Origin of the sequence: Barnesiella sp. ET7, from assembly GCF_024733785.1 — a bacterium.
GTDB lineage: Bacteria > Bacteroidota > Bacteroidia > Bacteroidales > Barnesiellaceae > Barnesiella > Barnesiella merdigallinarum.
Genome location: NZ_JANRHM010000003.1, coordinates 190,358 through 207,686 on the forward strand (window position 1 = coordinate 190,358; position 17,329 = coordinate 207,686).

Below are 17,329 nucleotides of genomic sequence, written 5' to 3' on the forward strand. Positions count from 1 at the left end.
ATGCACCCGCTTCATCTGTTTCAATATTGTCCCCGGTGCGGTTCGCACCGGTTTGTAGAGAACAATGCTTCGTCGAAGCGTTGCGAAGATTGCGGCTTTGTCTACTACATCAATCCCAAAGCGGCAGTTGCAGCCTTTGTGATGGACAATCGGTCGCGGCTGTTGGTTTGCCGTCGGGCCTTTGAGCCGTCGAAGGGGATGCTTGATTTGCCGGGTGGATTTACCGAGTGCGGCGAGACGGTCGAGGAGGCTGTGGCCCGGGAGCTTTCGGAGGAGATAGGGTGGCACCCCGACCAGATGCGTTACATGTACTCTTTTCCCAACATTTACCGTTATTCGGGTTTCGACGTGCATACGATGGATCTCTTCTTTCTGTGCAAATACAAGGGCGATTCGGGGGCACTGGCCGCACACGACGATGTGGAGTCGTGTTTCTGGCTTTCGCGCGACGAGATTCACCCCGACCGATTTGCCTTCCAGTCGGTACGCCGGGCCATCACGCTCTTATTGAACGACGACGCCTGTTGGCAAGTCGATTAAAACAGATTGGGAAACCACTCTTTCAAGTAGTTTACCCCGATAATCACGAGGTAGTAACGCGAAAATTTGCCGGCCATCATCGAGAGCAGGGTGCCTATGGGGTTGGCCCGCATCAGTCCGAGGGCCACAATCATGATGTCGCCTATGACCGGTATAAAGACAAAGAACCCGAATAGCGAACCTTTGCCCTGGAGGAAATGTTGCATCTTGGCCAGTTTCTCTTCAGGCATCTTCAGGTAGGTGTGTATCCACTCGGTTTTTCCCAGGTAGCCTATGTAGTAGCAAGTGACTCCGCCCAACCAATTGCCCAGCGTGGCCGAAATGACACATCCCCACGGGTCGTATCCGGCGACCAGCAGGACTCCCAGAACCACTTCGGAACTGAATGGTATGATGCTGCCGGCCAGGAAGGCGGCAATAAAGAGTCCTAAATATCCCCATTCGCTTAGGCTGGCAATAAATTCCATATAAACAGAGCTATGTAAAGGGTGAGTATAAGGTAAAACAGAATTACGCCCGGTTTGCGGTTGCCGTTGTTGGTAAAGAAGAAGGCCGCCTGCATGGAGACTGCCGCATTGAGCACGGGCAGATAATAGGCGTAATGCGTGTAATCGAGTATGAGCAGGAGTGCCGTATAAACCGAAAGCAGGTTTACAAAGCCATTATAGGCCCGTATTTGGCGTTTCTCGTTGAAAGAGGTATAGAGCATGGTCGTACCTGAGAAAAGTCCCAGAAGAGCCGTTAAAACAACAATCCAGAATTGTGGATGGTCATAAGGCAGACTCGCGGGCAGGGCGGGGGTGAAGTCGGGTAGCAGCAACGTCAGTTGCGAGAAGGGTATCAGGTCTATGCCCACAATAAACCAGAAGGGGGTGATGAACCCGATGAGGGCTCCCGACAGCGACTTTACCGACAGGTATCTGATTTGCGAAAAACCTATGAGAAAGAGTGGTACAAAGTAGGCGAACCGGGTACAGAAGAGGGTACCCAATGCCAGGGCTCCGAAGATGAGAAAAGCGGGTTGTGCTCTGTCGGATTGGTAGGATTGGAAAAAGAGAACGAGCAGCAAGAGCAATATCACGGTCGTGACCGTTCCGTCGCCCAACAGGGAGAGGGCGGGGGAGGCGAGCTCGAGCAACAGGAAGAAGAGAAAGGGCAGCAGGGTATGCTTCTGAATAAGGGAGAAGCGGTTGTTGATACGCAGCAGCAAGACTCCGCACAACAGGACGAGCAGGCAGTTTACGACCCGGTTGAGCAGCGCAGGGGCAAGCCATTGTCCGGCTCCGGGCCAGAGCAATCCGCCGTGCGATTCGACCATCGGTAGTGTAGTCAACCGCCCGGTAAGATAAACACCGGTCAGGTAGAGGATAATCCACCAGACCGATGTGTATTTACCGCTTATGAATAGCTTCAGATTCATGATTTCAGAGGTCTGCTCCTATGTCGGAACGGAAATATTTCCCTTCGAAGGAGACCGCTTGGGCACTCTTGAACGAGTTGGCGAGAGCCTCCTCCTTGGTAGCCCCGTAAGAGCTGAGGGCGATGACACGTCCGCCGTTGGTTACAATCTTGCCCTCTTTGAAGGCTGTACCGGCATGGAAGGGGATACTGTCGGTCACCCGGTCGAGACCCGTAATCTCCTTGCCTTTCTCGTAGTGTCCGGGATAGCCGCCCGATACCAGCATGACAGTAACGGCACAGCGAGGATCCTCGACGAGCTCCCGGTCGCACAGATTGCCCTGAGCCACCCCTTCGAGCAGGTCTACCAGGTCGGACTGGATGCGCAGCATCACCACTTCGGTTTCGGGGTCGCCCATACGCACGTTGTACTCGATGACCATGGGTTCGCCGCCTACGTTGATGAGGCCCAGGAAGATGAAACCCTTGTAGGTGATTTTCTCCTCTTTCAGCCCCTCGATGGTGGGTTTCACGATGCGCTCTTCGACCTTTTTCATAAAGTCGGCATTGGCAAAAGGTACGGGCGAAACGGCACCCATACCGCCGGTGTTGAGGCCGGTATCGCCTTCGCCTATGCGTTTGTAGTCTTTGGCTACGGGCAGTATGCGGTAGTCGTTGCCGTCGGTGAGTACGAATACCGAGCACTCGATACCCGAGAGAAACTCTTCGATAACCACGGTTTTGCTGGCACTGCCAAACATCCCGTCGAGCATCTGTTTCAGTTCCTCCTTGGCCTCTTGCAGGTTGTCGATGATGAGCACGCCCTTACCGGCTGCCAGACCGTCGGCCTTGAGTACGTAGGGGGCCTTGAGCGTCTCGAGGAAAGCGTATGCAGCTTCGATGTTTTCGCTCGTGAAGCTCTGATAGCGGGCGGTAGGGATGTGGTGGCGCATCATGAAGCCCTTGGCAAACTCCTTGCTGCCCTCGAGGCGGGCACCCTCTTTCGACGGGCCGATGACGGGGATATGTTTCAGTTCGTCGTGTGCGACGAAATAGTCGTATATACCTTTTACCAACGGGTCTTCGGGGCCTACCACCACCATATCGATGTGGTTTTCCACGGCAAAACGGCCGAGGGCGTCGAAGTCGGTGGCCGATATTTCTACGTTGGTGCCGATAGCGGCGGTCCCGGCATTACCGGGAGCGATGAAGAGGCGGTCGGTTTTGGGACTCTGTTTCAGTTTCCAGGCCAAGGCGCATTCGCGGCCGCCCGAACCTAAGAGCAATATGTTCATGATAGTCGTTATTTAGGGTTTATTTTGAGGTGTCGGTTTCGTCGGTGCGAGGTTTCGTATCCTCGTCGTTGGGTTTGATCGAGGGGCGCTTGAAGGTGACGAATTTCTGGAAAGCCTCGTCGCCGTGCAGCCGCTTGGGTCGCTCGCCTTCGGGTTTGAACCGGTCGCGGTCGCGATGCTCGAAGGGTTTCCCTTGGGGGCGTGCCGGGCGGAAGGGACGTTCCGGACGTTCGCCTCGCTCACCGCGTTCAAATCGTTCGCTTCGTTCGGGGCGTTCGTCGCGGTGGCCGTAGCTCTTTCGCCGGCCGAAGGTCGACTGGTCGCGCGGCCCCGAGCGGCGGGGCGAGTCGTGGCGCTTGTCGAGGTTGTGACCTTCGCCTTTGAACTCCTTGTAGCGGCCGTCGAAAATCTCGTATTTGCGGTATTCGCATTCGAGGGCCCCGTTCATCAGCTCTATCTTCACCGAAGGTTTCAGACCGATGCGGTCGAAACACTCTTTGTGGTAGCTGATAATCCAGGCATCGTACCCCTTGAATACGTGTTTCAGCCGGTTGCCTATCGACTCGTAGAGACCCAGCAGGTCGCTCGACGAGATGCGCTCGCCGTAGGGCGGGTTGGTGATGAGGATTCCCTCGGGCGACGGAGCTGTTTCGTACCGTTGTATAGACATGATTTTGAGGTCGATGTATTTGGCTACGCCGGCACTTTTTATGTTTTGGGTAGCGATGTCGATGGCCCGCGGCGAGATGTCGCTGCCGTATATGCGGTGGGTAAATTCGCGTTCGTGGCTGTCGTCGTTGTAGAGCGATTCGAAGAGTTCTTCGTCGAAATCTTTCCACCGCTCAAAGGCGAAGTTCTTGCGGAAGATGCCGGGATAGGTATTGGTAGCGATGAGGGCGGCTTCGATGAGGATGGTACCCGAGCCGCACATGGGGTCGATGAGGTCTTTCTCGCCGTGCCAACCGGTCTTGAGAATCATGCCGGCAGCCAGTACCTCGTTGATGGGAGCCTCGGTTTGTCCCACGCGGTAGCCACGCTTGTGGAGCGATTCGCCCGAACTGTCGAGCGAGAGGGTGCAGCTCATGTGCGAGATGTGCAGGTTGAGCACCACCTCGGCCCCGTTGAGGCGTACCGAGGGGCGTTTGCCGTTCTTCTCCATGAAGTAGTCGGCAATGGCATCTTTGGCGCGGTAGGTGACGAATTTGGAGTGTCTGAAACTGTCGGAGTTGGTGACGGAGTCGATCGAGAAGGTGGTCTCGGGCGAGAGCAGTGTCTCCCAGGGGAAAGCCTTCATCTTTTCGTAGACTTCGTCGGGGTCCGAGGCTTCGAACTTATAGATGGGTTTGAGTATTCTCAGAGCCGTGCGGCAGGCCAGATTGGCTTTGTAGAGCAGGGCTTTGTCTCCTGTGAAAGAGACCATTCTCCGGCCCGTTTCCACGTTTTCGCCGCCGAGCTGTCTGATCTCTTCGGCCAGGACATCTTCGAGCCCCTGGAAAGTTTTTGCTACGATTTCAAATTTTTCGGTATTCACGACGCGTGTATATTGTTTGGTTTTTTACTGTTTTGCTTTGGCCTGTACGAGGCGTTCGCCGGGGGCCACATTCTCGGTCACCCAGATGTTACCGCCTATGACAGCCCCCTTGCCGATGGTGATTCGGCCCAGAATGGTGGCGTTGGAGTAGATGATTACATCGTCTTCGATGATGGGGTGGCGGGCGATTCCCTTGATGGGATTGTTGTTCTCGTCGAGCGGGAAGCTGCGGGCCCCCAGCGTGACACCCTGGTAGAGTTTCACCCGGTTGCCGATAATCGAGGTGGCCCCGATGACGACGCCCGTGCCGTGGTCGATGGCAAAGTATTCGCCTATGGTGGCGGCGGGGTGTATGTCGATACCCGTCTCGGAGTGAGCCATCTCGGTGATGATGCGGGGTATGAGGGGGACTCCCAGTTCGAGCAGTTTGTGGGCGATGCGATAGTTGGCGATGGCCCGTATGGCCGGGTAGCACAGGATGACCTCGGCCTTGCTCTGTGCGGCCGGGTCGCCGTTGTACATGGCGGTGACGTCGGTCGAGAGTATGCGCCGCATCTCGGGCAGATAGGATATGAAGTTGACCGCCTTCTGTTCGGCTACCCCTTCGAGTTGTTTCGGGTCGTAATGGATAAGGGGGTCGTCGGTCACAAACAGGAGTCCGGCCGAGATTTGACTCACCAGCAGGTCGAACAGTTTTTCGGTGTTGATTCCGGTGTGGTAGAGCAGGTTTTTGTCGCTCACATCGGGCGAACCGTAGAAACCGGGGAAGATGAGCGAGCGACAGAGCGCGATGATTTCTTGCAGTTGTTGTCCCGAGGGGAGCATCTCTCCCTTGCAACTCTGGTGGTGCAACTCTTCGAGCGAAAGGAAATCGGACAGTTTCTTGACCGTCTCTTTCAGATTTTCGGCATATTTATAGCTGCTCATGTACAATGTTAACTATTTGATGGAGCCAAGATAGCGCTGTCGGCAGATTGAGGTTCGCACAAGAATATCGCACTGGAGAGCAGCCTATTTTGTATTTGGGAGCAAAGATAAGAAATATAGCCGATAAAGAACTCTTAAAGGGGCAATTCTTATGATTCTTTGAGGATAAGAATCGACTCGGGTCCCATATTCATCAAGAGGTCGAGTATGCTCAGGTCGGGCAGGAAACCATATTTGGGGGCAAACACCTGGTAGTAGGGTTTGAGGTGCATCGAGGGGATAGTCTCGGCAATATTTCGTTTGGGGTGTATGGCTTCGCGCAGGTCTGCTTCGCCAGGGGCGGGTTGGGCATACTGGTCGGTGTATTCAACGTGCGGTTCCAAGCCGATGAGTTCGCAGAGGGTCTGTCGGATGGCTTCGTTGAAGTCGAGCAGAAAGGTGTATCGCTTCTCGAAGAAGGGGCGAATATCGTCCTGGTAATACTCGAAGAAGGGCGACGAGCCGTAGGCCGAGGCGATGGCGTTCCAGTGCAGGTGACGCCACTCCCCGTGGTCGGAGATGCGGATGTCGCGGGTGGGGCACTTGAGGGTATCGGGCTTGACTACCGGCACCGAGAGCGACAGCACACCGTTGGCACCGGCTATGTGGCATCGGTTGCGGTAGGTCTGCTTGGTGTAGTTGCACCACTGTTCAATCACGATGCGGTCGTAGGCAAGCAGGGCCATGTAGTACGACACCGGGGCAAAGTAGGCGGTAGAGAGGTAGGCGGTGGTCATAGCGGTCGGGTGAAGAAACGGTCGGTACGGAACGATTGCCAGAAGGGCTTTTCGGGGTCGCGCGAGTAGCCTATCCACAGCCCTTTGCCCATGAGCAGGGAGTGGGGCAGGGGGCCGAAGGTGCGCGAGTCGGCCATGCCGGCGCGGTTGTCGCCGATGACCCAATAGTAGTCTTGCGAGAGCCGGCACTGGGTGACAATCCGGTCGCCGTGGTAGATTTTGCCCTCTCGACAGGTCACGGGACAGTTTTCGTATTGGGTGAGGAGGTAGGCCAGCATCTCGGCATTCTGCGGGGTGACTCGTATGTTTTTCCCTTTTCGGGGGAGTGTGATTTCGTAGCTGTCGCGGTTGAGGAATACGGGATAGAGCAGCGAATCGGGCGCAAGCTGCTTGCGTACCTTGTCGTAGTCGTAGCGCGAGAGGAAGAGCAGCCGGTCACTGCCCACCTTTCCCTGCTCGACAAATTGCGCCTTGTTTTGGCGCAAGGTGCGGTTCACGTCGTTGCGCATCGAGTCGGGCGAGAGGTAAGCCTCGAGAATGAGCGGGGGTTGGGCTACCGCCTTACGGTTGATAAACAGGAGGTTGCCGGTGCTGCGAATGGTGTCGCCGGGCAGACCTATGCAGCGGGCCATGGCCACCTCGTCGCCGGCACTCTGCGGCTGGTGTAGCGAGGGCAGTGTGAAGACCAGCAGGTCGCGGCGCGCAGGGGTGCGATGGCCCCAGCGGAACGACCACTTGTCGACCCACAGGCGGTCACCCGGCAAGAGGCTGTTCTCCATCTGGCCGGGCGGTACGCGGTAGGGTTCGACCACGAAAAAGCGGACAGACCATACAATCGCGATAATGACAATTACCGTGACCAGAATCGTGCGTATAGTCTCTCGTTTCATCATCTGTTAGTTGACCAGGCTGTCGACCGACCGGAACATGCGGTTGAAGCGAATCTTACCGTCGAAGAGTCCTTTGTCCTTGTCGAGCGAGAGGAATACAAACATGGGTTTGCCCACGATGTGGTCTTCGGGTACGAAGCCCCAGTAGCGGCTGTCGGCCGACTTGTCGCGGTTGTCGCCCAGCATCATGTAGTAGTCCATCTTGAAGGTGTAGGAGTCGGTCTCCTGCCCGTTGATATAGATTTTGCCATCCTTCACTTGCAGGTCGTTGTGCTCGTAGGCGGTGATGGGTCGCTCGTAGATGGGCAGGTTTTCGAGGGTGAGCTTGAGGGTGGCTCCCTTCTTGGGAATCCACACGGGGCCGTAGTCCGAGCGGGTCCAGGTGTTCGAGGTCACCAGCGGGTAGGTCTGTCCGCCCAGGAATCCAGGTTCTTCGACTATCTGCTCGATGGACGGGTCCTTGCGCATCTGGGCAATCATGGCCTGCGTGAGGGGGAGTTCATAGACGGGGTTCATGCTGCCGTCGGGGTTGGGGGTGATGCCCCAACTGGCCAGGTTTTTGCGGGCGTTTTCACTCGAGATGTCGAGGGGGATGCGGTCGTCGACACTGATGCCCCACTTCTCGAAATCGCTGTTGGCCAGGTAGCGGCCGTTGGTTTTCACCAGGTAGTTGAGCTGCATGTGTTTGGGGCGCGGCTGCTTGACGCCGTCGATGTAGATGTCGTTCTTCACGATGCTGAAGGTATCGCCGGGCAATCCCACGCAGCGCTTCACATAGTTCTCGCGACGGTCTACGGGACGGTAGATGATGTCGCCATAGAGTGCCTTGTTGCGGTTCACCGCTTCGCGTCCGTCGTAGAAACAGAGGGTGTAGTAGTCGGGGTTGGGCTGTTTGGTAGCCACAGTATCGCCGGCCGGGAAGTTGAAGACCACGATGTCGTTGCGCTCCACCTTACCGAAGCCCTTGAGCCGGTGGTAGGGCCACTGGGGCCACTCGATATACGATTTCGTATTGAGTATGGGCAGGGTGTGCTGGGCCAAGGGGAAGTGCAGCGGGGTGTTGGGTACCCGCGGACCGTAGCTCATCTTGCTCACCAGCAGATAGTCGCCCACCAGCATCGACTTCTCGAGCGACGAGGAGGGTATCTGGTAGTTCTGGAAGATGAAGATGAAGATGAAGTAGACCAGCACCAGGGCGTAGACAATGGCATCGACCCACTCCATGACGGTGCGCACGGCGCGGTTTTTGCTCGTCTTCCACCAGCCCCAGGGGATATACTGGGTGAGGTAGATGTCGATGAGGAGCAGGAGGCCGAACAGCACGTAGTAGTTGTTGAGCCAGATGGTCCAGCCGATGTAGATGAGGGCTACGATCGAGAATCGTATCCAGCGGGTCTTTTTGACCCGTTTCAGCCGTTCGGCGAGGCTGTATTTCGAAGCGGTGTTTTGATCCATGACAGGGGATTATTTGAGGAACGAGAAGAGGTCTTGCATGGTGAGGAAACCTTTCTTGCCCACCGTAAACTCGGCGGCAACGACGGCTCCTAGGGCAAATCCTTTGCGGCTCTTGGCCTCGTGAGAGATGCGGATGGTATCGACCTCGCTGTCGTAGGTGATGATATGGGTGCCGGGCACCTCGCCTTCGCGACGGGCTACGACGGGAATGGCGTCGGCCGGGGCAGGCTGGGCCTCGGTCCACGAATGCTTCGAGTCGAGTTGGCCGATAATATCTTCGGCCAGCGTGATGGCGGTGCCGCTGGGGTGGTCGAGCTTGTGCACGTGGTGAATCTCTTCGAGGCTCACTTCGTATTGCGGGAAGTGGTTCATGATGCCGGCCAGGTATTTGTTCACGGCAAAGAAGATGTTCACGCCCAGGCTGAAGTTGGAGGCGTAGAAAAAGGTCTGACCCTTCTCGCAGGCCTCTTTCACTTCGGGCAGATGCTCGAGCCAGCCCGTCGTACCCGATACCACGGGAACACCGGCGGCAAAGGCCCGGCGGTAGTTGCCCAGTGCCACGGTGGGAGCGGTGAACTCGATGGCCACGTCGGCACTCTTGAACTGGGGTGAATCAAAATCGTCCTGGTTGTCTTTATCGATGCGACACACAATTTCGTGTCCGCGAGACAGAGCTATCTCTTCGATGGCATGTCCCATTTTTCCGTATCCAATAAGCGCTATTTTCATATCGAACTTCTGTTACAAAACATCTCGGTTTATACCGGTTTATTCAATAAGGTTCATTTAATTTGCATATATGCAGAGACAAAGATAGTAAAAGATAGAGAATGGTGAGCGCCGAGGCGAATAAAAACACCGTTTTCGGGAGTTATCTCTGTCGTTTTCTCCCTTTTTCCCGGGTAGGGGAATGGACGGAAAAGATGAAAAACACGCAAACAGCTTGCTCGTATGGAAAAACTCATGCAATATGTGTGGCAGCACCGGCTCTTCGACCCGTCGCGACTGACGACGGTCGACGGCCGCAAGGTGCGGGTAATCGACGTGGGGCGGTTGAATACCGACTCGGGCCCCGATTTTTTCAATGCCAAAATTGGAATCGACGGTTACGTCTGGGCCGGTAACGTGGAAATTCACCGGCGGGCTTCGGACTGGCGGCGGCACAACCATCACCTCGACCCGGCCTACGACTCGGTGGTGCTGCATGTGGTCGAGGTGGCCGATACCCCGGTCTACCGCACCGACGGTGAGGAGATTCCCACGCTGGTGCTGTCGTGTTCGCCCACGTTCCGGGCCGATTACGAATCGCTGGTGGCCCACTCGCCCAGCCAGTCGTGTGCCCGGTACATCGGCGATTTCGATCCGGTGTTGCTGGCCGACTGGATTTCGTCGCTGGCCGTGGAGAGGTTGCAGGCCAAGGCGCAGCGTCTGCACGACTGGCTCGAGCTCTATCGGGGTAGTTGGGAAGAGGTGTGCTACGTGGCGGTATCGCGCAGCCTGGGGTTCGGCATCAACGGCGACGCCTTCGAGCGGTTGGCCCGCAGTCTGCCGCTGCGTTTCATGCAGAAGCATGCCGACTCGCTGGCGCAGGTCGAGGCTTTCCTCTTCGGGCAGGCGGGGCTGTTGGTCGAGGGGGAGCATGCGGGCGACGACTACTATACGCGGTTGACGGGTGAGTATGCCTTCTTGCGAAACAAATTCGGGCTCACGCCCATCAACCCCGACAGCTGGAAGTTCTTCAGGCTGCGGCCGGCCAACTTTCCCCACCGGCGCATTGCCATGCTGGCCCAGTATATACACCGGGGATTCAACCTCTTTTCGCGCATCTGCGAGGCCGACAGCGACGAGGCGCTGCGGGCTATCTTCAAGGTCGAGCTGTCGGGTTATTGGACTACACACTACCTCTTCGGGCATGCCTCGCCCGAGTCGAGTGCGGTGCTGGGCGAGAGTGCGATCGACATCGTGCTCATCAACGCCGTGGCCCCGCTGCTCTATGCCTGTGGGGTATCGACCGGTAACGAGGCGATGACCGACCGGGCCCTGGCGTTGCTCGAGTCGTTGCGTCCCGAGAAGAACTCGATTGTGCGCCGTTTCGCCTCAATGGGGGTGGGGGTCAACAGTGCGCTCGAGAGCCAGGCCGTGATACAGCTGAACAACGAATATTGCCAGGCACACAAGTGTCTCTATTGCCGCATCGGGCACAAGTTGCTCGCCCGCTCGGCCATGAAGCCATAGGCGAGGGGGACTCGGGTAACGGCTTGAGGGGCTACAAAAAAGAGACCCGTGGCGGCGACGGGGAGTCGCAAACCACGGGCTGGGTCGTATGAAAAGATAGATAGTTTTGTTCAATAGTTTTCGCGGGCGGGCTCGAAGAAGGCGCGCGGTTCGAGACAGGCCGGGCATCGGGCGGGAGCCACGGTACCTTCGTAGATGTAGCCGCAGTTGCGGCATTGCCAGCGAATAGGAGTCTCGCGTTTGAAGAGGGTGTCGTCGTGGAGCCGTTCGAGCAGTTTGCGGTAGCGCCACTCGTGGAAGTTCTCGACCTGGGCGACCATCTTGAAGGCCGTGGCCACATCCTTGAAACCTTCGTCGGCAGCTACCTGTCCGAAGTTGTTGTAGAGGTCGCTCCATTCGAGGCGTTCACCTTCGGCAGCCTCGAGCAGATTTTCGGCCGTGGTGCCTACGCGTCCGGCCGGATACTCGGCGGTGATGGAGACCATGCCCCCTTGCAGGAAATTGAAGAAGCGGGTGGCGTGGGCCAGCTCCTGTTCGGCCGTTTCGGCAAAGACGGCTCTGATTTGTTCATATCCCTCCTCCTGCGCCTTCCGGGCAAAGAGGGTGTAGCGGTTACGGGCCTGCGACTCGCCGGCAAAGGCTTTGAGCAGGTTCTGTTCGGTCTGGGTTTCTTGAATCGATTTCATCATGGCAGATTGCTTTTTGTATGGTAAGAACAACCGGGGAGAGAAATGGTTCGGGAAAGTAGGGGTAGAGTTGGCTATAAATTTGTTTCGGGGGTGTGTGGAAACGCAAAAGAGTCCGCCCCCGGCTGGGGGGCGAACTCTTTTCTCAGGAGGGAATATCTGCTTTATTTCTTCTGATTGACAGGAATATAGGGAGTATTTGTATTCTGGAACAGGAAGGCGTAGCAGTCGGTAGCCTCGTCGATACGTTTCGAGGTAGGCTTGCCGGCACCGTGCCCGGCGTTGGTTTCGATGCGTATGAGTATGGGGGCGTTGCCCGACTGGGCATATTGCATCTGAGCCGCAAACTTGAACGAGTGGGCCGGTACTACCCGGTCGTCGTGGTCGGCCGTGGTGATGAGGGTGGCGGGGTACTTCTCGCCCTTCTTGATGTTGTGCAGCGGCGAATATTTGTAGAGGTATTCAAACTGCTCCTGGTTGTCGCTCGAGCCGTACTCGACTACCCATCCCCAACCGATGGTGAACTTGTGGTAGCGGAGCATGTCCATAACACCCACGCTGGGCAGACACACGGCAAAGAGGTCGGGCCGCTGTACCTCGCAGGCACCTACCAGCAGACCGCCGTTCGAGCCGCCGGCAATGGCCAGTTTTTTCGACGAGGTGTATCGGTTGTCTATCAGGTATTGGGCTGCCGAGATGAAGTCGTCGAATACGTTCTGCTTGTTCTCGAGCATGCCGGCCCGGTGCCATTTCTCGCCATATTCGAGTCCGCCGCGCAGCGTGACGAAGACATACACGCCGCCCTGCTCCATGAACATGATCGACGAAGGGCTGAAAGAGGGGGTGAGGTTAATCTGGAAACCGCCGTAACCGTAGAGGTAGCAGGGGTTGTTGCCGTTGAGCTTCATCCCTTTCTTGTGCGAGACAAACATGGGCACGCGTGTGCCGTCCTTGCTGGTGAAGAATATCTGTTCGGTGGTGAAGTCGTCGGGGTTGAAGGCCACTTCGGGACGGAAGTAGAGGGTAGACTTGCCGCTCTCGAGATTGAACGAGTAGATGGTGGCCGGGGCCGTGAAGGTGGTAATCGAGTAGTAGAGTTCGGTATCCTCCTTTTCGCCGTTGAAGCCTTCGACTGTGCCTATACCCGGCAGTTCTATTTCGCGGATGAGCTTGCCGTCCAGACCGTATTGATAGGCCTTGTTTTGCGCATCCTCGAGGTAGATGGCCATCAGGCAGCCACCGGCCGAGCTGACACTCTCGAGCAGATTCTCCTTTTCGGCGATGACTACCTGGCGTTTTGTGGGGTCGTTGAGGTCGATTTTGATGAGGTGGTAGTTCTCGGCCCCTTCGTTGCTCATGACGTAGAGCTGGTCGTCCTGGCACTCGACGGGGCTGTAATCGTAGTCGAAGCCCTTGAGCAGAACCTGGAAGGAGGAGTCGCCCTTGCGTTTGTAGAGAATCTCGCTACCCGATGTACCCTCGGACGAAAGGACGAATACCCAGCGGCTGTCGTCGCTCTCCCAGGCCGAGAAGTATCGCAGCGGATGCTGGGGGTCGGTATAGACGAGGCGGTCGGCTCTTTGGGGAGTGCCTACTTGGTGATAATAGACCTTTTGATATTCGTTCTTGGAGGTAAACACGCCCTCTTTGGGTTCGTCGTATCGGCTGTAATAGAAGCCTTTGCTGTCGGGGCTCCAGGTGGCTCCCGAGAATTTGGCCCACTCGATGCAGTCGTCGAGCAGACGTTTACCCTCGGTCTCCATGACGTGTATCTCGACCCAGTCCGAGCCCGATGCAGCCGTAGCGAAGGCAAAGTATTTGCCGTCTTTCGAGAACGAGGTGGAAGCCAGGGCTACCGTTCCGTCGTCGGAGAGTTGGTTGGGGTCGAGGAATACCTCGGCTTCGGCTTCGGGGTTGGCCTGCCGGTAGATGATGTCTTGATTTTGCAAACCGTCGTTGCGCGAGAAGTAAAGCCAGTCGCCCTTTTTCGTGGGGGCACTCTCTTTGGGGTAGTTCCACAGCTCGGTCAGTCGCTCTTTGATGGCCTGGCGGAAGGGAATCTTCGACAGGTAGTCGAAGGTCACTTCGTTTTCGGCTTTTACCCAGGCGGCCGTCGCTTCGGAGCGGTCGTCCTCGAGCCAGCGGTACGGGTCGGCCACCTCGGTGCCGAAGTAGTTGTCGGTCACGTTGCCGCGCTCGGTTTCGGGGTAGGGCAGATGTTCTATTTTCTTCACTTGATTACAATTTGAAAAGGTTGTCATCGCTATTGTCGCTATGGCAACGGGGATGATACGATTTTTCATAACAATATATTGGTTTTTTAGTTCTATTTTTCCCGGGCGGCATGGTGCATGCTATCGACAACAAGGGGCTGTGGGAAAAACGAATCATTTCTACACAGCCCCGTTGATATAAGCAATGCGGTACTACGCGTGGGTCGACAGTCGTGTTTTCGACCGGTTACTTGTGCGGTGTGGTGTCGGGGTGCGGGTAGTCGATGGTGTAGTGCAACCCTCGGCTCTCCTTGCGGTCCATGGCCTGACGCATCACCAGATAACCGGTGTTGATCATGTTGCGCAGCTCGCAAATCTCTTTCGAAGCCTTGCTGCGCTTGAAGAGGCTTTCGGTCTCTTCGTAGAGGATGTCGAGACGGTCCCAGGCCCGTTTGAGGCGCAGGTTGGAGCGGACGATACCTACATAGGTACTCATGATCTGGCCCACCTCCTTGACACTTTGGGTGATGAGCACCATCTCTTCGGGCTCTACGGTCCCCTCGTCGTTCCACTCGGGGATATTCTCTTGATAGGAGTAGTTGTCGATGACCTTGAGGCTGTGTTTGGCAGCCGCATCGGCATAGACTACGGCCTCGATGAGCGAGTTGGATGCCAGCCGGTTACCGCCGTGCAGACCGGTGCAGGAGCACTCGCCCACGGCATAGAGGCGGTTGATCGACGAGCGGGCGTCGAGGTCGACCTTGATACCGCCGCACAGGTAGTGGGCGGCCGGGGCTACGGGTATGTAGTCGCGGGTGATGTCGATGCCCAGGCTCTTGCACTTCTCGTAGATGTTGGGGAAGTGTTTCTTGGTCTCTTCGGGGTCTTTGTGAGTGACGTCGAGGTAGACGTGGTCGTCGCCCCGGTTTTTCATCTCGTTGTCGATGGCCCGGGCCACAATATCGCGGGGAGCCAGCGACAGGCGCGGGTCGTACTTCTGCATGAACTCCTTACCGTCGAGCGTACGCAACACGGCACCGTAGCCGCGCATGGCCTCGGTGATGAGGAACGAGGGGCGGTCGCCGGGATGGTAGAGAGCCGTGGGGTGGAACTGGATAAACTCCATGTCCTTGACGGTACCTTTGGCCCGGTATACCATGGCGATTCCGTCGCCGGTAGCCACGAGCGGGTTGGTGGTGGTTTGGTAGATGGCACCCACGCCGCCGGTGGCCATGAGGGTCACTTTGGAAAGGAAGGTCTCTACCTTGCCGGTATTGAGGTCGAGTACATAGGCTCCGTAGCACTCGATGTCGGGCGTCTGTCGGGTGACGGTAACTCCCAGATGGTGCTGGGTGATGATTTCGATGGCGAAATGTTTCTCAAAGATGGTGATGTTGGGGTGTTGTCTGACGGCCTTGATGAGGCTGTCCTGGATTTCGGCACCGGTGTTGTCCTTGTGATGGAGGATGCGGAACTCGGAGTGACCGCCTTCGCGGTGCAGGTCGAATTCGCCTTTTTCGTTTTTATCGAAGTCTACACCCCATTTGATGAGCTCCTTGATTTGTGAGGGTGCCTCGCGCACGACCTTCTCGACAGCGGCGCGGTCGCTGAGCCAGTCGCCGGCTATCATGGTGTCTTCGATATGTTTTTCGAAGTTGTCGATCAATGTGTTTGTTACCGAAGCTACGCCTCCTTGAGCGAAATAGGTGTTGGCCTCTTCCAATTCGGTTTTGCAAATGAGGGCTACTTTTCCTTTGTGAGCCACTTTGAGGGCAAAACTCATTCCGGCAATACCGGAACCGATGACTAAAAAGTCGAATTTGTGTACCATCTCTCTTTCTTTTTGCGGGAAATACGGGGGATATACCGTATTTTTATTTGCACAAAGATAAAAATAATTGCAACAAAATGTACCTTTGTGCCCGGATTCTGTGTAGAATAGTTGTCGCCGGGCAAAGTCGCTTGTCGAGATAGATGAAAAAAACAGGAAATGGCAATAGGGGAAACGTATCTCTATAATGTTTTAAAAATGAGAAATTTATTTTGCCTGTTCGAGAAATGGAAGAAAAACCTAAAATTTTTTGAGAGGCATGCAGCAAAATAGGTGTAGAATACATCTATTCTTATGTAAACCGTAAATTGAGATTTAAGGATGATTATAGGATTCGATGCAAAAAGGGCTAACGCCAATTTTACCGGATTGGGCAATTACAGCCGATTCATGGTAGATACGATGGCTACGTACGGCAACGAGCACAAGTACCGTATGTATATACCCAAAAGATGCAAGAATGCCTCGTATGATTCCCTGTTGAAGCACAAGAATGTGGCTTCGATTTTGCCCCGCACTTTCTTGATGAAAAGTTGCAAGGCCTTGTGGCGTACCTTCTTTATCAAACGGGGGTTACTGCAAGACGGTGTACAGCTGTATCATGGATTGAGCAACGAACTTCCCATGGGGCTCCATCGCACGGGTATCCGCAGTGTGGTGACCATTCACGATCTGATATTCCTGCGCTATCCCCAATATTATCACTGGTTGGATAGAAAAATCTATAACTACAAGTTCAGGTATGCGTGCCGCAAGGCCAACCGCATTGTGGCGGTGAGCGAGTGTACCAAGCGCGACATCGTGAAGTTTTACGGCATCTCGCCCGACAAGATCGATGTGGTTTATCAGGGTTGCGACCCTGTTTTTGCCAAGCCGGTAGCAGCCGGTGAGAAGGAGCGTGTGCGTCAGGCCTACGGGCTGCCCGACCACTTTATCTTGAGTGTGGGCACTATCGAGGAGCGTAAAAACCTGCTGCTGGCCGTGAAGGCTATCGAGCGGTTGGGCGATGTGCATCTGGTGGCCGTGGGCAAATGCACCCCTTACGCCGAGAAGGTGAAGGCCTATGTCGAGGCTCATGGGTTGAGCAATCGGGTACACATTATTCATAATCTGAAGTTCGGCGATCTGCCCGTACTGTATCATCTGGCTACGGCGTTTGTCTATCCGTCGCGGTTCGAAGGGTTCGGCATTCCCATTGTCGAGGCTCTCTCGGCCGGTGTGCCGGTAATAGCCGCCACGGGGTCGTGCCTCGAAGAGGCCGGCGGACCTCACTCGATTTATGTAGGTCCCGACGATGTGGCCGGTATGACCGATGCCATGAAGCGGGTGATGAGCGATGAGAAACTGCGCCACGAGATGATCGAGCAGGGCAAGGCGTATGTCGTGCGGTTCGACCCGAAACGGTTGGCCGACGAGATGAATGCCGTGTATCTGAAATGTTTCGACGACAATGCTTCGGGCGAGGAGCGTTTTGTGCAGACTTCGTCGAACATGCGGAAGAAAATATCGCGATACCTTCCTTTCCTGTAAGCGAGAGGAGGGTTAGGGACGG

The 17,329-nt window shown here is 55.9% G+C and carries 15 protein-coding genes; 3 read left to right on the forward strand and 12 right to left on the reverse strand.

Translation table 11 applies throughout. The features are described from left to right. Positions 1 to 540: an NUDIX domain-containing protein gene (locus tag NW211_RS03270; RefSeq protein WP_087407898.1), complete on the forward strand. Its 540-nt coding sequence runs from the start codon at positions 1 to 3 to the stop codon at positions 538 to 540. Here the strand turns inward: NW211_RS03270 and NW211_RS03275 are convergent. The 9 genes from NW211_RS03275 to NW211_RS03315 form a co-directional block, all read right to left on the reverse strand. Continuing rightward, complete coding sequence (locus NW211_RS03275) at positions 537 to 1,007, reverse strand: YqaA family protein (protein ID WP_087407897.1); 471 nt, start codon at positions 1,005 to 1,007, stop codon at positions 537 to 539. The two genes, NW211_RS03270 and NW211_RS03275, sit on opposite strands and share 4 nt — an antisense overlap. Then, the gene (locus NW211_RS03280; protein ID WP_258326903.1) at positions 986 to 1,960 is read right to left on the reverse strand and encodes a hypothetical protein; all 975 of its coding nucleotides are present in this window, start codon (positions 1,958 to 1,960) and stop codon (positions 986 to 988) included. The genes NW211_RS03275 and NW211_RS03280 overlap by 22 nt, the downstream gene beginning before the upstream one ends. A 4-nt stretch (positions 1,961 to 1,964) precedes the next feature. Beyond that, positions 1,965 to 3,233, reverse strand: coding sequence for a phosphoribosylamine--glycine ligase (gene purD, locus NW211_RS03285; protein ID WP_087407895.1), 1,269 nt, complete (start codon positions 3,231 to 3,233; stop codon positions 1,965 to 1,967). A gap of 19 nt (positions 3,234 to 3,252) precedes the next feature. Then, positions 3,253 to 4,764: a THUMP domain-containing protein gene (locus tag NW211_RS03290; protein ID WP_258326904.1), complete on the reverse strand. Its 1,512-nt coding sequence runs from the start codon at positions 4,762 to 4,764 to the stop codon at positions 3,253 to 3,255. 24 nt (positions 4,765 to 4,788) lie between these two features. Then, positions 4,789 to 5,691 (reverse strand): serine O-acetyltransferase EpsC, encoded by a 903-nt coding sequence (epsC, locus tag NW211_RS03295; protein ID WP_087407893.1) that lies wholly within the window; start codon positions 5,689 to 5,691, stop codon positions 4,789 to 4,791. A gap of 149 nt (positions 5,692 to 5,840) precedes the next feature. Further along, entirely contained in the window at positions 5,841 to 6,467 is a 627-nt protein-coding gene (locus tag NW211_RS03300) for a WbqC family protein (RefSeq protein WP_258326905.1), read from the reverse strand. Further along, positions 6,464 to 7,360, reverse strand: coding sequence for a signal peptidase I (gene lepB, locus NW211_RS03305; protein ID WP_258326906.1), 897 nt, complete (start codon positions 7,358 to 7,360; stop codon positions 6,464 to 6,466). Before lepB ends, NW211_RS03300 begins: the two co-directional genes overlap by 4 nt. Positions 7,361 to 7,363: 3 nt before the next feature. Continuing rightward, positions 7,364 to 8,770, reverse strand: a complete 1,407-nt coding sequence (locus NW211_RS03310; RefSeq protein WP_258326927.1) for a S26 family signal peptidase — start codon at positions 8,768 to 8,770, stop codon at positions 7,364 to 7,366. Between the two features lie 51 nt (positions 8,771 to 8,821). Then, complete coding sequence (locus NW211_RS03315; RefSeq protein WP_087407890.1) at positions 8,822 to 9,541, reverse strand: 4-hydroxy-tetrahydrodipicolinate reductase; 720 nt, start codon at positions 9,539 to 9,541, stop codon at positions 8,822 to 8,824. A 222-nt stretch (positions 9,542 to 9,763) separates the two neighbouring features. Here NW211_RS03315 and NW211_RS03320 point away from each other — a divergent pair, with 222 nt between their 5' ends. Continuing rightward, the gene (locus NW211_RS03320; RefSeq protein WP_258326907.1) at positions 9,764 to 11,047 is read left to right on the forward strand and encodes a DUF2851 family protein; all 1,284 of its coding nucleotides are present in this window, start codon (positions 9,764 to 9,766) and stop codon (positions 11,045 to 11,047) included. A gap of 110 nt (positions 11,048 to 11,157) precedes the next feature. Here NW211_RS03320 and rbr read toward each other — a convergent pair whose 3' ends face one another. The 3 genes from rbr to nadB form a co-directional block, all read right to left on the reverse strand. After that, positions 11,158 to 11,736, reverse strand: coding sequence for a rubrerythrin (rbr, locus tag NW211_RS03325; RefSeq protein ID WP_309249694.1), 579 nt, complete (start codon positions 11,734 to 11,736; stop codon positions 11,158 to 11,160). Between the two features lie 161 nt (positions 11,737 to 11,897). Further along, positions 11,898 to 14,036: a prolyl oligopeptidase family protein gene (locus NW211_RS03330; RefSeq protein WP_258326908.1), complete on the reverse strand. Its 2,139-nt coding sequence runs from the start codon at positions 14,034 to 14,036 to the stop codon at positions 11,898 to 11,900. A gap of 157 nt (positions 14,037 to 14,193) precedes the next feature. Next, the gene (gene nadB, locus NW211_RS03335; RefSeq protein ID WP_258326909.1) at positions 14,194 to 15,777 is read right to left on the reverse strand and encodes an L-aspartate oxidase; all 1,584 of its coding nucleotides are present in this window, start codon (positions 15,775 to 15,777) and stop codon (positions 14,194 to 14,196) included. Between the two features lie 321 nt (positions 15,778 to 16,098). Here nadB and NW211_RS03340 point away from each other — a divergent pair, with 321 nt between their 5' ends. Further along, the gene (locus NW211_RS03340) at positions 16,099 to 17,307 is read left to right on the forward strand and encodes a glycosyltransferase family 1 protein (RefSeq protein WP_087407885.1); all 1,209 of its coding nucleotides are present in this window, start codon (positions 16,099 to 16,101) and stop codon (positions 17,305 to 17,307) included. Positions 17,308 to 17,329 lie beyond the last annotated feature (22 nt).

Coding starts and splice junctions, on each gene's coding strand:
- NW211_RS03270 (WP_087407898.1), top strand. CDS start 1: ATGCACCCGCTTCATCTGTTTCAATATTGTCCCCGGTGCGGTTCGCAC.
- NW211_RS03275 (WP_087407897.1), bottom strand. CDS start 1,007: ATGGAATTTATTGCCAGCCTAAGCGAATGGGGATATTTAGGACTCTTT.
- NW211_RS03280 (WP_258326903.1), bottom strand. CDS start 1,960: ATGAATCTGAAGCTATTCATAAGCGGTAAATACACATCGGTCTGGTGG.
- purD (WP_087407895.1), bottom strand. CDS start 3,233: ATGAACATATTGCTCTTAGGTTCGGGCGGCCGCGAATGCGCCTTGGCC.
- epsC (WP_087407893.1), bottom strand. CDS start 5,691: ATGAGCAGCTATAAATATGCCGAAAATCTGAAAGAGACGGTCAAGAAA.
- NW211_RS03300 (WP_258326905.1), bottom strand. CDS start 6,467: ATGACCACCGCCTACCTCTCTACCGCCTACTTTGCCCCGGTGTCGTAC.
- lepB (WP_258326906.1), bottom strand. CDS start 7,360: ATGATGAAACGAGAGACTATACGCACGATTCTGGTCACGGTAATTGTC.
- NW211_RS03315 (WP_087407890.1), bottom strand. CDS start 9,541: ATGAAAATAGCGCTTATTGGATACGGAAAAATGGGACATGCCATCGAA.
- NW211_RS03320 (WP_258326907.1), top strand. CDS start 9,764: ATGGAAAAACTCATGCAATATGTGTGGCAGCACCGGCTCTTCGACCCG.
- rbr (WP_309249694.1), bottom strand. CDS start 11,736: ATGATGAAATCGATTCAAGAAACCCAGACCGAACAGAACCTGCTCAAA.
- NW211_RS03330 (WP_258326908.1), bottom strand. CDS start 14,036: ATGAAAAATCGTATCATCCCCGTTGCCATAGCGACAATAGCGATGACA.
- nadB (WP_258326909.1), bottom strand. CDS start 15,777: ATGGTACACAAATTCGACTTTTTAGTCATCGGTTCCGGTATTGCCGGA.
- NW211_RS03340 (WP_087407885.1), top strand. CDS start 16,099: ATGATTATAGGATTCGATGCAAAAAGGGCTAACGCCAATTTTACCGGA.